Genomic DNA, 14924 nt, shown 5'->3' with positions numbered 1-14924 from the left:
CCAGCTAGTGGGTGTTGGGCAGCATCAGGCGCACATTGGCCAGATCCTGCTTGCTTACCAGGGCTACACCCGCCAGCTTGCGCTTACGGTTGCTGGTTTTGTGCTCAAGTAGGTGGTTGTGCCCGGCCCGGCGGCGCATAAACTTGCCGCTGCCGGTGAGGCGAAAGCGCTTGGCGGCTGCCTTGCGAGTTTTGATTTTGGGCATGGCAGTACCCCCAGAATGGGTGGGGCTGGAGAAAAGGTCACAGCCTCCCAGCATAGAGCAGGAAAGTCCAAGAAGGCAAATGCTGCCACCGGTCTTGGCTGCCCACATTTGCTCAGAGGCACTCAAAGACAGCCCTCCCGTGGCTCCAAGAGCAGCACTTGCCAGCGCAGCAACTGCTGCAACTGCGGCCAGCCCAGGGGAGACTCCAGGCTGTCTTGAAGGGCTTGGACGGTGCGGATCCCGTCCACCTGCTGCAGGAAGGCGAAGGCTTCCTCGCTGAGGGAGATTGCCTCGTAGGCGTAGTTGAAGATGCTCCGGCCCGGCCACAGGCCTAGACATGGGCTGAGGTGGGCAACAGCCGAGGCCACCGCCTCCGGACTGGTCCATTCCCAGCGGGGGAGGGGAGGCTTGCCGAGGAAGAGCTCGTAGTGGGCCACCACCGGATCCAGCAGCTCGATCAGGCGGTAGCGCTCCGGCTCTGGCAGTTGAGCCGCCTGGGCCAGCAGGGCCTCATCCTGGCCCAACACCCGTTCCAGCCGCCAGAACTCCGGGTTGGAAAAGCGCAAAAACTGCAGCCCGGAGGCGCGGATCAGCTCAAACAGGGTCTCAATGTTGTAGTCCACTTCCTGCGGGTGCAGGTACATGTCGGCAAAGCATTCGTCGTCCACGTTCTCAACGGCCCAGCGGGCGCGTTCCTGCTGCTGGATGCGGTTGCTCTCCGGCAAAATCCGGAAGAGGCGGCGGCCTACCTGTAGCCCTTGTTGCAGGTGTTCTGCGGAAGCCAGGGGCTGGTGTTCGGAGCCGGCGACCAGTAGGCGGATGGCCTTTTGCATCAGGCGAATTTCGTGGCGGCCCAGCTCGCCATAGACAAACAAATGCAGGATCCCGCCAGGGGCCAATTTGCTCGCCAGCGCCTGCAGCCCCGCCAGCGGATCCGGCAGGTGGTGGAGCATGCCCACGCAGTTGATGAAGTCGAACTGCCCCGGCAGTTGGTCGATGTCGTAAACGTTGAGCTGGCAAAACTGCACCGGCGGCGCCTGGGAAGCCCGGCAGCGGGCCTTGGCAATCTCCAGGGCGCGGCCGCTTAGGTCAAAGGCCCAGATCTCCGCTTCCGGGTTTTGGTGGGCGATGTATTCTGTCCCTACCCCAGAGCCGCAGCCGGCATCCAGGATGCGCACCTTGCGCCGGCCCGGATGGGATCCGGTGCAAAAGGCATAGGCCTGGGGCCAGCTCCAGCGCCAGTTCCACCCCGGCGGGGGAACGGTGCCGATGGGCTGTGGTGGGAAGGGGTAGAGGTCGTAGAGCTGCCGCACTTGCTCAAGGATCTGTTCGGCGTTGCGGGACTGCATAGGCTCTCCGGCCAGACTATCCAGACTATAGTGACGATATCCCCCTCACGAGATGTTCTGCCGCCCCCTATGGCTGTTCGCTCCTCTCACCCGTTGCAAGCTGGCCTCACCTTCGATTGGCTCAAACTGAGGGCTGAGCTCAAAAAAATTCTCGATCCCCGGCGGGTGATCAGCAGGCCGGAGGAGCTGCTGGTTTACGAGTGCGACGGGCTGACCAGCTACCGGCAAAGGCCGGCTCTGGTGGTGTTGCCGCGCACCACGGAGGAGGTGGCGCAGGTGGTGAAGCTGTGCAGCCGCTACCAGGTGCCCTTCGTGGCGCGGGGATCCGGCACCGGCCTTTCGGGAGGGGCGCTGCCGCTGGAAAATAGCGTCGTCATCGCCACCACCCTGATGAAACAGATCCTGGAGATTGACCTAGACAACCGCTGCATGGTGGTGCAGCCGGGAGTAATCAACGCCTGGATTACCCAAGCGGTGGCCGCCCAGGGCTATTTTTATGCGCCGGATCCCTCCAGCCAGTCGGTTTGCTCCATCGGCGGCAATGTGGCGGAAAACTCCGGCGGCGTCCACTGTCTCAAGTACGGGGTGACGGCCAACCACATCCTCGGCCTGACGGTGGTGCTGCCGGATGGGGAAGTGGTGCGCTGGGGGGGCAAGATCCCGGAGATGCCCGGCTACGACTGGGTGGGCCTGTTCGTCGGCTCCGAGGGCACTCTGGGCATTGCTACCGAGATTACCCTGCGCTTGCTCAAGGCGCCGGCCCAGGTGCAGGTCTTGCTGGCGGATTTTGACAGCGTCGAGGCGGCAGGAGCCACCGTTTCCGACATCATCGCCGCCGGGATCATCCCCGCCGGCCTGGAGATCATGGACAACTTCAGCATCAATGCTGTGGAGGATGTGGTGCAGTTGGGCTGCTACCCGCGGGATGCGGCAGCCATCTTGCTGGTGGAGGTGGACGGGCTGGAGCTGGAGGTGGAGGAAGTCGGCCAACAGGTGAGGGCGCTCTGCTTGAAAAACGGGGCCCGCCAGGTGCAGGTGGCCGTCGATGCAGAAGAGCGGGCGCGGCTGTGGAAGGGGCGCAAGGCGGCCTTTGCCGCCATGGGCAAGCTCAGCCCCAACTACTACGTCCAGGATGGGGTGATCCCCCGCAGCCAGCTAGCCTATGTCCTCAAAGAAATCGAGCGCCTCAGCCGCCAGTACGGCTACCCGGTGGCCAATGTGTTCCACGCCGGCGACGGCAACCTCCATCCGCTGATTCTCTACGACGAGTCGGTGCCGGGATCCCTGGAGCAGGTGGAGAAGCTGGGGGGTGAGATCCTCAAGCTCTGCGTGCGCCTGGGAGGCAGCATCTCTGGCGAGCATGGCATCGGGGCCGACAAGCGCTGCTACATGTCGGAGATGTTTACGCCCACGGATTTGGAGAGCATGCAGTGGGTGCGGCAGGTGCTCGACCCGCAGCACATCGCCAATCCCGACAAGATCTTTCCCACCCCCCGCACCTGCGGCGAGGCGGCCCACGCCCACCGGCAGCCGGAATGGCAAGGGATCCCGGTCTTCTAGGTGGCCTGGCGCTGCTGCTGCAGCTCGGCAAAGGCCTGGGCAAAGTCCTCCTGGCGGATGACCAGGGTCTTGGGATCCACCGACTCGGCAGTGGCCCGGTGGCGGCGAATGGCGGCAATTGCCGCCCGGTTGCTCAAGAGAGCCAGATCGGCGCCGCTCCAGCCTTCCGTGCGCTCAGCCCATCCTTCCAGATCCACATCCGGCCCCAGGGGGCGCTTGCGGTTGTGCACGGCCAAGATCTCCCGCCGCCCGGCCCGATCCGGCAGCTCCACACTCAGGTGCAGCTCCAGCCGGCCGGCGCGGGTGAGGGCGGGATCCAAGCTGGCTTTGCGGTTGGTGGCGGCCACCACCAACACCCCCTGGCTGGGGCGGATCCCGTCCAGTTCGGCCAGCAGTTGCCCCAGAACGCGGTCGCTGACGCCGCTATCGCCGGAGTAGCTGCCCCGCGCCGGGGCGAGGGTGTCGATCTCGTCGATGAAGATGACACAAGGGGCGCACTGGCGGGCGCGGGCAAAGAGCTCTCGCACCGCCTGCTCGGAGGATCCCACCCATTTGCTCAAGAGCTCTGGGCCGGAGACGGCGATGAAGTTGGCCTTGGCCTGGGAGGCAATCGCCTTGGCCAGCAGGGTCTTGCCGGTGCCGGGAGGGCCGCTGAGGAGGATCCCTTTGGGCGCTTGCGCCTGGGCCTGCTCGTACAGCTCCGGGTGCAGCAGGGATCCCTCGATGGCCTCCTGCAGAACCTGCTTGGCCTGCTCCAGGCCGCCGATCTGATCCCAGCTCACCTGGGGCGACTCGATTTCCACTGAGCGCAACACCGCCGGCTTCACCTGTTGCAGGGCCTGCTGAAAGTCCGCCGCCGAAACTGTCAAGGAGTCGGGGATGGGGGATCCCAGATCCGGCACCTGCCGCCGCAAGGCCGCATAGGCTGCCGCCTGGCACAGGCCGCGCAGATCTGCCCCCACAAAGCCCAGCGTCTGATCCGCCAGGCTGTCCAAGTCCACATCTTCTGCCAGCGGCATGCCGCGGGTGTGGATGGCCAAGATCTCCCGCCGCCCCTCCCGATCCGGCACCTTGAAAATGACCTCGCGGTCGAAGCGGCCCGGTCGCCGCAGCGCCGGATCCAGGGCCTCGGGCCGGTTGGTGGCCGCCAGCACCACAACACCTTTTTGGGCCACAAAGCCGTCCATCAGCCCCAGCATTTGAGCCACCAGGCGCTTTTCCACCTCTCCCTCGACGGCGGCGCGGTTGGGCACAAGGGCGTCGATTTCGTCGATGAACACCAGACAGGGGGCCGACTTGGCCGCCTTTTCAAATACCTGCCGCAGGCGCGCCTCCGCCTCCCCATAGTACTTGCCGATCAGCTCCGGGCCGACGAGGGCAATGTAGTTCACCCCCAGGCTCTCGGCCAAAGCGCGGGCCGTCAGGGTCTTGCCAGTGCCAGGGGGGCCAACCAACAGCACGCCACGGGGCGGCTCCAAACCCAACTTGGCCAGCAGATCGGGCCGCTTGAGGGGGATCTCCACCAGCTCCCGCAAAGCTTGCAGTTGTTCCTTCAACCCCCCCACATCCTTGAGGCGCGGTCCCGGCCAGGTGTCTGGGCTGCCGGGGGGGTCGGCGACAGTGGCCTCAGGCGTAGGGTCAGCCTTGGGCGGCTCGCGCCAGCCTGACGTGGACATCACCTGAGGCTCGCTGCTCCAGGAGGGATCCCCCGTCTGGGCACTGCGGCGGCGGGGGATAGAACCAGAAGGGGGGATGGAGCTGCCCAGGGATCGGGCCTGGATGCGCACTTCGGTTCGCAGCCCCCCCGTGTTTTTTTTCTCGTCCAGCTTCTGGGCTAGCTCGATGAGCTGCTCAATACCCTGGATAAAGTCGCTTAGATCCGCCACAGCCCGGGTTTTCCGTCTACAAATGACCCACCAACAGAGGTTTTAGCCCATCCCTTGCCGGCTGAGGCTCTCCCCAGTAAGCCAGGGATCCGGCGCCGGCAAGCTTTCTGGTCAGCCCACAGCCTAGAGAGAGCGGGATTCAGCCACAGCCGAGATGGGGGAAGGGCTGGCGGAGAGCTTGCGCACCTCGGAGCAGAAAGAGGCCATGCTGAAGCCGCCGAAGCGCTTGACGGTGCTGGCCCGCAGGCGCAGGTTGGGGCTGGCAAACCAGATGCGCTCCTCCGACTCGGTCATCTCGTACTCGGTGTAGAGGGTGAGGGCGCCGTCCGATCCCATGACGTAGGTGCCGGCCACCGGCACTTTCTCGGCATAGCCCTGATCCCGCAACAGTTGCCCCCGCATGGGGTTGTCGGGATCGGGAATGGGAACCAGCACCACATCGCCTTTGTACTCTTCGTTGTCCCACTCCTGCTCCCCATTCCACTGCACTCGCGCCGCCCCCACGGCCCGCCGTGGATCCACCTTGAACAGCTCACAAACCTGGATAACTGCCGGATCGGCGGGCGAAAGGGTAGCAATTTGCATCCGCGATCTCCCCCCCTCAGAGCGGCGAAAGGCCAAGTGATGGCTGGTACGCTGACACATCCACTCGCCAGCGCTGAGGGCAAAAAACTCCATTACGGTCATCATGGCCGACGCGGATCCTCCTCGATAACAACCGAAATTTGCCGATTCTAACTTGCGCTGTAGCCGTAGATTGGCTCTTGCCGGCTCTGCTGTTCGCGCCAAAACTGCTCGGCAAAAGCCACCGTCGGGTGGAGGGGGGCGCGGGGTTTGCTGCGCAGAACCATGCCCGCCTCTTCGGGCGTGCGGTTGCCCTTGCGCTGGTTGCAGCGCTCGCAGGCAGTCACCACATTGTCCCAAGTGTGGGATCCCCCGCGAGAAAGAGGCACGACATGATCCAGGGTTAGGTTGTGGGTGCTGCCACAGTACTGACAGGTGTGGTGATCCCGCCGCAGAACCTCCCGCCGGTTAACAGGGGGCACTCGCCAGGCCCGCTCTTTGCCCTTGATGGTCAGGCGGATGTGCTCGGGCACCTCGATCACCTGGCTGGGGGAGCGCACTTTCCATACCGGCACATTCATCATCGCCAGCGGCTCTGCCTTGCCCGTCAGCAGCAGCACAATCGCCCGCCTAATGTTGACCCGGCTAATGGGCAAGTAGTTTTGGGAGAAGACAACGATCGACTGTTCCAGGACGTGGGTAGCAGCAGTCATGACTTAGCTCTTCCATTTGCCGCCATTGTCCTGAGAAATCCGGCGAATGACAAGGTTTTCCCGCAGTGGGCACCATCCAGGCGGATCCCCACCGTTCAACATTCCAGAGTTTCTGACGATCGGGAGCCGGACAGATGGGCTAGTATCCGGGTGATGGTCGGATCCCGTGCCTCCCATGACCTACCCGCTGCATATCGCCTTGGTTTGGCACCAACACCAGCCCCTCTACAAAAGTCCGATAGCGGGTAAATATCGCATGCCTTGGGTGCGCCTACACGGGATCAAAGACTACCTCGACTTGGTTCTGCTGCTGGAGCGCTATCCTCGCCTGCACCAAACGGTCAACCTGGTGCCCTCTCTGATTGTGCAAATCGAAGACTACGTGGCCGGCTCCGCCTTCGATCCCTATTTGGAGCTGACTTTATCTCCTGTCGAAAAGCTGACCCCGGAGCAGCGGCGCTTCATTGTCGAGCGTTTCTTCGACAGCCATTACCCCACCATGATTGAGCCCTATCCCCGCTACCGCCAGCTCTACGAACAGCGGGAATCGCAGGGGATCAACTGGTGCCTACAGTACTGGACACCGCAAGACTTCAGCGACCTGCTGGCCTGGCACAACCTCTCCTGGTTCGATCCCCTCTTCCACGAGGATCCCGAGATCGAGGGCTGGATCAAGATGGGATCCGGCTTTACCCTGGCGGATCGGCAGCGGATCTATGCCAAGCAGCAGCAGATCCTGGCCGCCATCTTGCCCCAGCACGCCAAGCTGCAAGAGAGCGGCCAACTGGAGCTGACCACCAGCCCCTACACCCATCCCATCTTGCCCCTGCTGGTGAGCGAGCGCTCGGCGCGGGTGGCTCGGCCCGGCTTGCCCCTGCCCCGCTACCCCTTCCACTGGGAGCAGGATGTCCACAGCCAACTGGAGCGGGCCAAGCAGATCTACCGGGAGCGCTTTGGCCGCGAGCCGCGGGGTCTGTGGCCTTCGGAGCAATCCGTGAGCCCGGCCATTGTCCCCATCGTGCAAAAGCAGGGTTTTGAGTGGATCATCTCCGACGAGGGCGTGCTGGGCTGGAGCCTGGGCCAACCCTTTCATCGCGACGGGCAGGGCCATATCCTCGAGCCGGAAAAGCTCTATCGGCCCTACCGTCTGGAGAGCGAGGCAGGGGATCTGGCCATTGTCTTTCGGGATCACCGCCTCTCCGATTTGATCGGCTTCAGCTACAGCGCCATGCCCGCCGATGCTGCCGCCAAGGATCTCATCGGCCACCTGGAGAGCATCCGCAACCGCCTGCCCCAGGAACAGCCCTGGCTGGTCACCATCGCCCTAGATGGGGAAAATTGCTGGGAGTACTACCCCCAAGATGGCCGGCCCTTCCTGGAGAACCTCTATGCCCGCCTCAGCCAGCACCCGGCGCTGCGCTTGGTGACGGTTTCGGAGTTTTTGGACCAGTTTCCCCCTACGGAGTTTCTGCCAGCCGAACAACTGCACAGCGGCTCCTGGATTGAAGCTGACTTTACCACTTGGATCGGGGATCCCGTCAAAAACCGCGCCTGGGAGCTCCTGGCCCAAGCCCGCCAGGTCATTCAGGATCACCCTCACGCCAATCCCGAAGCCTGGGAAGCCCTCTGGGCCGCCGAGGGATCCGACTGGTTCTGGTGGTTTGGGGCGGGCCATTCCTCGGCCCACGATGCCGTTTTCGACCAGTTGTTTCGGGAACATCTGCAGGCCCTCTACACCGCTTTGGGAGAGGCCGTGCCGGCAGTGCTGCAGTTCCCTCTCGAGGATCACGATGGGCTGGGGGATCGCCTGCCGCAAGGATTTATCCACCCGGCCATCAACGGCCGCCCCGCCGAACGGGAGTGGAGCCAAGCCGGGCGGGTGGAGATCGGCGCCGCCCGCGGCACCATGCACCGCAACAGCGTCGTCCGCCGCCTCTGGTACGGGTTCGATCACTTCAACCTCTACCTGCGGCTGGATTTTAACTCGGTGGTGCAGCGGCCCAAGCAACTGCAGGTGCTGTGGTTTTACCCCAACTGCGTCACCGTCAACAGCCCCATTCCCCTCCAAGGGTTGCCGGCAGAAGCCCCCCTCAACTACCACTACCGCCACCTGTTGAAGCTATCGCTGCCGCCCCCCGGCACCGGCCAGCATCCCGCCCCTGTCGAGGCTCAGCTCTTGCAGGCAGGGGAGTACCACACCTGGCACGCCATCAGCCACCAAGTGAAAGCGGTGGTGGATGCCTGTTTGGAGGTGGCTATTCCTTGGAGCAATCTGGGCGCCCAGCCGGGACAAGAGCTGCAGTTCGTCATCGTGGCCGCCGATGGCGAGACCTTCCAGGAAGGGATCCCGCCCAAGGCCACCATCGCCCTGCGCAGGCCTTGAGCGGCTGGCCGTTGATCCTTAGAATCTCTGGTTATGCAGCGCGACCTCTACCCGCCCATCGAGCCTTACGATCACGGCTTTCTCCCCGTCTCTTCCCTGCACACCCTCTACTACGAGCAGTGCGGCAACCCAGACGGGAAGCCGGTGGTGTTTTTGCACGGAGGGCCCGGCGGCGGCATCGATCCCCTTTACCGGCAGTACTTCGAGCCCAGCCGCTGGCGGGTGGTGCTGTTCGATCAACGCGGCTGCGGCAAGAGCCGCCCCTACGCCGAGCTGCGGGAGAACACCACCTGGGATCTGGTGGCCGATATCGAAAAGCTGCGCCGGCACCTGGGCATTGAGCGCTGGTGGGTGTTCGGGGGCAGTTGGGGCAGCGCCCTCGCCTTGGCCTATGGGCAAACCCACCCCCAATCCTGCCTGGGGTTTATCTTGCGGGGCATTTTTCTGCTGCGCTCGTTTGAGATCCGCTGGTTCTACCAGTCGGGGGCCAGCTACCTGTTCCCCGATGCTTGGGAACATTACCTGGATCCCATCCCCCCCAACGAGCGGGATGACCTGCTGGCAGCCTACCACCGCCGCCTCAACGACCCCGATCCCCAGGTGCGCCTGAGGGCGGCCCGCGCCTGGGCCATCTGGGAGGCCAGCACCAGCAAGTTGATCCCCAGCCCTGAGCTCATCGAGCGCTTTGGCCGGGAAGAGTTTGCCGAGGCCTTTGCCCGCATCGAGTGCCATTACTTCGTCCACGGCGGCTTTCTGGATCCTGAAGATCAGCTCCTCAGGGGGGTGGAGCGCCTGCGCCATCTGCCGGCTGTCATTGTCCAGGGGCGCTACGATGTGGTCTGCCCCCCCATTTCCGCCTGGGAACTGCACCAGGCCTGGCCAGAGGCGGAGTTTCATCTCATTCCCGATGCCGGCCATTCCATCACCGAGCCCGGGATCCGCACCGCCCTGCTGCAGGCCACCGATCGCTGCGTTGGTCTGTGAGCCGCTGAGATAGGCCGGGTTGAGGATCCCAAGAGCTTGAAGAATTGCTACAGAAATGCCGGCAAAACCTTGGGATCTAGCCCCAAAGCACGGCCAAGCCTATCGACAGTTGGCGATTTTGGGTTTATCACTGAGGGAAGGGCGGTGCAAGCTGCCCGGTTGATGGCTTCCGCTGTCTCTCTCGGGCTGGTCGATCCATCCCGATGCTTTTGCGGATCTCAACTTGTTATTCTTCGCCGTTTCCAGGCTCGAACTATGCAGAAACCGAACACTCTGTTCAAGCTTGCCCTCGCCCTGCCCGCCTCCCTCCTGCTGGCAGATGCTGTTGTGGCCTACCCCTGTGACTTGGTTGGGGGTGAAGCTTACAACTTCTACAGCCCCACGGTTCAGGTTGACAGTTTCGGGGCTCAGGTGTCGCCTGCTGTCGTAGGCAACGGTTTCATCGGGGTTGCCATCGAAGCGGTGGATGGACAGCCGGCTCAAGGCGCTATCAGCCGTCGCCTGTTCGGCCCTGCGCCTCGAGTTCAAGGGGTGCAGGTGGTTGGCCTGCTCCAGGATGGCCCGGCTCAACGAGCGGGTCTGGCCCAGGGGGATATTTTGATTGGGGTGGACGGGCAGCGGGTCACCTCGGTGCAACATGTGCAGCAAATTATCCAAAACACCCCCGTGGGCCAGCGGGTACCCATTACCTTCCGGCGCAGCGGACAAGTGCTATCGACGGTGGTTGTGGTCGGCGATGGCCGTGTGTTGCGCCCCTTGATGCTGCAGCAGCAGTGAGTGTTGCCAGGGATCCCTTGCTGAGCTCTCTGTGACTGCTGCACTAGGGACAGAGTGGGCAGTTTGGGCGGTTTGCGGCCTCAATGGGCTGCTGTTTTTAGCCATGCTTGCCCTGATTCCTGTCCTCTTGAACCTGCGGTCGGCGCTCTGGGTTACGGAGCGGGCTATGGCTGATTGGCGGGAAGCCGCTGAGCGGGCTTTGGCTCCCACGCCAGCTGAGTTGCTGCGCCTGCGGGATCGGCTGCGGGAGAATCGCCATACCCTCGACCGCTGGCAGCGCCGTCTGCAGTTTTGGCAAGGGATCCGCAGGGTGGCTGTTTGGCTGGGGCGCAGGCTGTGAGGGGCATGGATACCCATCCCATCCGGCTGCAGGTGATGGCCAATGCGCTGGCGGGGATCGCCGAGGAGATGGGGGCGCGCCTCATCCGCGGTTCTTACTCGGCCAACATCAAGGAACGGCGGGATTGCTCGACAGCCCTGTTCGACGCCCAAGGGGCCTGTATTGCCCAGGCGGCCCACATTCCAGTTCACCTGGGAGCTCTCTCGGAGGCGGTGCGGGCGGTGGTGGCAGCCGGCCCGCGGCCCGGCGATGTGTTCGTCCTCAACGATCCCTACCAGGGGGGATCCCATCTGCCGGATATCACGGTGGTTACGGCCATCCCCGGCCTGCGGGATCCAGAACAGGTCTGTGCCTATGCGGTGAACCGCGCCCACCATGCCGATATTGGGGGGATGCGCCCCGGCTCCATGCCCGCCGACTCTACGGAAATCTGGCAGGAGGGGCTGGTGATCCCGCCGCTACGGCTGGCCCAGATGACCTCGACAGGGGAGCTGCGCTGGCAGGAGGATCTGCTGCGCCTGATCCTGGCCAATGTGCGCAACCCTGAGCAGCGGCGGGGAGATTTGCAGGCCCAGGTGGGGGCCAGCGCGGTGGGGGTGAGCCGGTTTGGCGAGCTGCTGGCCCGGTTCGGGGAAGAGGAGGCCTGGCAGTTGATTGCCGGGGTGATCGCCTACAGCCGACGGCGGATGCAGGCCCAGATCCGCGCTCTGCCCGATGGGATCTACACCGCCTGCGACTACCTGGAGGGCTACGGGGATCCGCCTGAGCCCATTGAGATCCGGGTGCAGGTAGAGGTCAAGGGGGAGAGGCTGCGGGTGGACTTCGCCGGCACAGCCCCGGCCACCGCGGGGAACCTGAACGCGCCTCTGGCCGTGACCCGCTCGGCGGTGCTCTTTGCCCTGCGCTGCCTGTTGGATCCCACTGCCCCCAGCAATGTCGGCCTGGAGGATCCCATCGAGATTGTGGCCCCGCCCGGCTGCCTGGTCAATGCCCAATTTCCGGCGGCGGTGGTGGCCGGCAACGTGGAAACCTCGCAGCGCATTGCCGATGTGGTGTTCAAAGCCCTGGCCCCGGTGGCCGGATCCCGTGCCATCGCCCAGGGGCAGGGCACCATGAACAACTGCGTGCTGGGCAACCGCCACTTCACCTACTACGAAACCCTGGGGGGCGGCCAGGGGGCCAGCCAGCAGCGACCAGGCCTGGATGGGGTGCACGTGGGCATGAGCAATACCCTCAACACCCCCATCGAAGCCCTGGAGCTGGAGTATCCCCTGCGGGTGCTGCGCTACGAGTTGCGCCCAGATTCCGGCGGCCATGGCCGCCAGCGGGGCGGGTGGGGGCTGATCCGCTCCATCCAGACCTTGCAAGATTGCACCCTCTCCCTGCTCACCGACCGGCGCCACCATGCCCCGCAAGGGGAAGAAGGCGGCGAACCTGGCCAGCTGGGGATCAACCTCGTCAACGGGGATCCCTTGCCCAGCAAGATCAGCCGCCCCCTGAAAGCCGGCGATGTGCTCACCCTCTACACCCCTGGCGGCGGGGCTTGGGGGTCCAGCGAGGAGGAGCAGGCACCCGAACCCACATAGCGCAGGCGAGCGAGAAACAACTGCTCGCAGCGGCGGAGCACATCATCGCGGCTGGCGAAGTGCTCCAGCCTTTGCACTTCTTGACCCTTCTCAAACAAAATTAAGGTCGGCAGCGAGCGCACCCGATAGCGGCGCGGCAGCCAAAAATTGTCGTCCACATTCACCCGCAGCACCTTGACCGCGCCGCCCCACTCTGCTGCGAGACGGTCGGTAATCGGCTGAATGAAGCGACACAGGCCACACCAAGGGGCACCAAAATCCACCAACACCAACCCGTCACTTGTCAAAAGTTCTTGATTAAAAGCATCTAAAGCAACTTGCAAGTTCATCACTCCCAGACTAAAGAAGTTGTTTGGGATCATGCTACCAGGCAACCCCGCTGGCTGCAGAAACCATTTGCGGATGAAAGGCATAAAGAATCACAACAAAGCTGAACACCCCCAGATAGGCCCAGCGCAGAAACTCTCGCGGTTGCAGGTGTTGTCGCCGCTGCAGAATGGCCAAGCCGGGGATCACAGAAGTACGGGCCTTGAGATCGCGGAAGGCCTGGCCGTATTTCCGCTCCAGACGGTGATCCCCGTGCCAGACGGCGAACAGGTGGTAGGCCACCAGCCCCAGGGAAGTGACCAGCATAAAACTGGAGCCAATCCAAAGGGAATGGGCCACACACCAGATCACCTGGCCCACCATTTGGGGGTGGCGGGTGATGCGGATGATCCCGGTCTCAAACAGGTGAATCTCCGGCTTGTGAATGGCAGCAATCTCCAGTAAGTTGAAGGTAGCCGGATACAAAAAGAAAAACGAGAGCGCCGACAAAAGAACAACGGTGGTGTGAATGCCGGGGACAGCATGGAGATCCCAGAGGATCACCCCGTCGTAGCGATGGTTCAAAAAGTAGATCAGCAACAGCGGAGCCAAGCTGAGGCTGACCAGCGCAAAAAGAAGGCGGTACAGACGGGATCCCAGCCAAGCTTCCCCCCAGGGGCGCAAGTGGGCCAGCCCACTGTGAGCACAGGCAAACCCCAAGATCATGCCCAACATGATCGCGTGGGATCTGTACCGGGCGAGCTCCGGCAGCAAGTGGTTGAAGAAAGTGGACAGCATCTTTTCGATGGCTCCTCTTCCGGTGTCGCTGTGACTTATGCTTAAAGATAAGTTACATTGGGCAACCTTCCGATGCTGAAACCTTTTTTTCTACGTTTTCTCGGCCTGCTCCTCTCGGTCACCCTGATGCTGGGCTGGGCGACCGCAAGCGCTCAGGCGGCCCGCCTCACCGGCAAGTACTACGAAGACAGCATGACCCTGATCCAAACCCTGCGCACCGTTCTCTCGGAAGCGGATCCCGTGATGAATCCAGAGGAGGCGCAGGTGGAAGCGATGGAGGCCATTCAAGAATTTGCAGGGCGCTACCATGGCCATCGCTACGACAAGCTGCAATCCTTTACGACTCTGCGCACCGTGTTCAACACCGTGGCCTCCCACTACCGCACCTCCAAGCGGCCTCTTGACCCAGAGAAGGTGGAGCGGGTGCTGATGCAACTGGATCGCGCTGAGCTGGCCTTGCGCCGCGAAGGTTAAGCTTTTCAGATCTCCCAGATCCAAATCACTGGGCGAGGCGCAGGATTACCTTGATGACAACCCGGTGGAGGCTGCTTTCGCCAAGCTCCAGATCGCCCCCCATTTCTCTCAGGAGCCGTTCGCTCACCCGCCAAGCAGCGCAACCCTTTGTTTGGATGGGCACATGGCACCGCCCTTCCAGATTCCACTCCAGGCACAGGCGCCCCTCCGCTGCTGCGACGGGATAGAGGTGTAGAGCCATCGAACCATAGCGTAGGGTGCGAATACCCCAGCGACACACCCCCAGCAGAGCCTGCACCAAACCGTGGGGATCCGCCCAAACCATAAGGCTGTCCGGGAGGGCGGGCAGCTCAGAGGCAGAAGGCGGTTGTAGGATCGGCCATTCGTAGCGAATGCCCTGATCCTGGGCCTGTAGGCGAGTTAGGCTGTACACATCCTGAAGGAGGGGACGGAGTCGGGTCGGCTTCGGTTGCAAGGGTTGAATGGGCAGGTCGTGGCGGGCCAGGCGGCTGTACTCCTCGAGCAACTGGATCAGGCGCTCCACCGCTTCTTTGGCACTTTGAAGGTACTCCCGCTCTTCTTCGCGGGAATCGCACAGATCGGACAGCACCAACTGCAGGGATCCCATCTGGCTGCTGAGGGGGTTGCGCAGCTCGTGGCCAATGCTGACGAGCAGCTCCTGCTGAAAGGCGCGCATCACCTCCGAGCGCTCAAACGCAAACTGCCAATCCACCGCCTCTTGCCTGACGGCAGCAGCGGCCTGCTGGGAGGGAGGATCGGGTTTTGCTGCGGGCAAGGGTTTCCTCCAGAGGTACTTCGGACAAAAGGTAGGAGATCCCGTTGATGTTCGAAGCAGGGCGTTCGGATGGAGAGCCTTGGGTTTTAGCTAGTTTGACAACGGCGCGCTGATACATTTACGCTGAACACTGCTGAGCATTACTGCTCAGCGGTGAAGCGATAGCATTCTGTCCGTTTCCGTTGTCACTACGCGACGCTGAC

At 63.1% G+C, this 14924-nt stretch carries 15 protein-coding genes; 7 read left to right on the top strand and 8 right to left on the bottom strand.

Going from position 1 to position 14924, the window contains the following annotated elements:
• Nucleotides 1-4 precede the first annotated feature (4 nt).
• Both rpmI and ACVWXC_RS09435 read right to left on the bottom strand, forming a co-directional pair.
• Complete coding sequence (gene rpmI / locus ACVWXC_RS09440; RefSeq protein WP_011431583.1) at nucleotides 5-205, bottom strand: 50S ribosomal protein L35; 201 nt, start codon at nucleotides 203-205, stop codon at nucleotides 5-7.
• 122 nt (nucleotides 206-327) lie between these two features.
• Nucleotides 328-1554: a class I SAM-dependent methyltransferase gene (locus tag ACVWXC_RS09435; protein WP_049749799.1), complete on the bottom strand. Its 1227-nt coding sequence runs from the start codon at nucleotides 1552-1554 to the stop codon at nucleotides 328-330.
• Nucleotides 1555-1623: 69 nt separating this feature from the next.
• On the opposite strand from ACVWXC_RS09435, the gene glcD reads away from it, so the two are divergent.
• A complete protein-coding gene (glcD, locus tag ACVWXC_RS09430; RefSeq protein WP_240527783.1) occupies nucleotides 1624-3114 on the top strand; it encodes a glycolate oxidase subunit GlcD in 1491 nt (496 codons plus the stop codon).
• Here the strand turns inward: glcD and ACVWXC_RS09425 are convergent.
• The 3 genes from ACVWXC_RS09425 to ACVWXC_RS09415 all read right to left on the bottom strand — a co-directional run bounded on the left by ACVWXC_RS09425 (nucleotide 3111) and on the right by ACVWXC_RS09415 (nucleotide 6277).
• A complete protein-coding gene (locus tag ACVWXC_RS09425; RefSeq protein ID WP_099834738.1) occupies nucleotides 3111-5000 on the bottom strand; it encodes an AAA family ATPase in 1890 nt (629 codons plus the stop codon). The genes glcD and ACVWXC_RS09425 overlap by 4 nt on opposite strands.
• Before the next feature lie 123 nt (nucleotides 5001-5123).
• The gene (locus tag ACVWXC_RS09420) at nucleotides 5124-5687 is read right to left on the bottom strand and encodes a phycobiliprotein lyase (RefSeq protein WP_011431579.1); all 564 of its coding nucleotides are present in this window, start codon (nucleotides 5685-5687) and stop codon (nucleotides 5124-5126) included.
• 47 nt (nucleotides 5688-5734) lie between these two features.
• Complete coding sequence (locus ACVWXC_RS09415) at nucleotides 5735-6277, bottom strand: HNH endonuclease (RefSeq protein WP_011431578.1); 543 nt, start codon at nucleotides 6275-6277, stop codon at nucleotides 5735-5737.
• 175 nt (nucleotides 6278-6452) lie between these two features.
• On the opposite strand from ACVWXC_RS09415, the gene ACVWXC_RS09410 reads away from it, so the two are divergent.
• The 5 genes from ACVWXC_RS09410 (at nucleotide 6453) to ACVWXC_RS09390 (ending at nucleotide 12347) form a co-directional block, all read left to right on the top strand.
• On the top strand, nucleotides 6453-8660 hold the full coding sequence (locus ACVWXC_RS09410; RefSeq protein WP_099812693.1) for a glycoside hydrolase: 2208 nt from the start codon (nucleotides 6453-6455) through the stop codon (nucleotides 8658-8660).
• Nucleotides 8661-8693: 33 nt separating this feature from the next.
• Nucleotides 8694-9644 (top strand): prolyl aminopeptidase, encoded by a 951-nt coding sequence (gene pip / locus ACVWXC_RS09405; protein ID WP_011431576.1) that lies wholly within the window; start codon nucleotides 8694-8696, stop codon nucleotides 9642-9644.
• A gap of 255 nt (nucleotides 9645-9899) precedes the next feature.
• Nucleotides 9900-10421, top strand: a complete 522-nt coding sequence (locus ACVWXC_RS09400) for a PDZ domain-containing protein (protein ID WP_457392325.1) — start codon at nucleotides 9900-9902, stop codon at nucleotides 10419-10421.
• Between the two features lie 31 nt (nucleotides 10422-10452).
• Nucleotides 10453-10761 (top strand): hypothetical protein, encoded by a 309-nt coding sequence (locus tag ACVWXC_RS09395; protein WP_457392328.1) that lies wholly within the window; start codon nucleotides 10453-10455, stop codon nucleotides 10759-10761.
• Nucleotides 10762-10766: 5 nt separating this feature from the next.
• Nucleotides 10767-12347, top strand: a complete 1581-nt coding sequence (locus ACVWXC_RS09390; protein WP_041439269.1) for a hydantoinase B/oxoprolinase family protein — start codon at nucleotides 10767-10769, stop codon at nucleotides 12345-12347.
• Here ACVWXC_RS09390 and ACVWXC_RS09385 read toward each other — a convergent pair.
• Together ACVWXC_RS09385 and ACVWXC_RS09380 are read right to left on the bottom strand one after the other, a co-directional pair.
• The gene (locus ACVWXC_RS09385; RefSeq protein ID WP_011431572.1) at nucleotides 12284-12676 is read right to left on the bottom strand and encodes a thioredoxin family protein; all 393 of its coding nucleotides are present in this window, start codon (nucleotides 12674-12676) and stop codon (nucleotides 12284-12286) included. The genes ACVWXC_RS09390 and ACVWXC_RS09385 overlap by 64 nt on opposite strands.
• Nucleotides 12677-12710: 34 nt before the next feature.
• Nucleotides 12711-13451: an NnrU family protein gene (locus tag ACVWXC_RS09380; protein WP_049749798.1), complete on the bottom strand. Its 741-nt coding sequence runs from the start codon at nucleotides 13449-13451 to the stop codon at nucleotides 12711-12713.
• A 72-nt stretch (nucleotides 13452-13523) separates the two neighbouring features.
• Here ACVWXC_RS09380 and psb27 point away from each other — a divergent pair, with 72 nt between their 5' ends.
• A complete protein-coding gene (gene psb27, locus ACVWXC_RS09375) occupies nucleotides 13524-13925 on the top strand; it encodes a photosystem II protein Psb27 (RefSeq protein ID WP_011431570.1) in 402 nt (133 codons plus the stop codon).
• 25 nt (nucleotides 13926-13950) lie between these two features.
• Here the strand turns inward: psb27 and ACVWXC_RS09370 are convergent, their stop codons facing one another.
• On the bottom strand, nucleotides 13951-14721 hold the full coding sequence (locus ACVWXC_RS09370; RefSeq protein ID WP_457392333.1) for a sensor histidine kinase: 771 nt from the start codon (nucleotides 14719-14721) through the stop codon (nucleotides 13951-13953).
• Nucleotides 14722-14924 lie beyond the last annotated feature (203 nt).

The organism is Thermostichus sp. OS-CIW-20 (assembly GCF_054061455.1).
This window is presented reverse-complemented; position numbering and strand designations above follow the sequence as displayed.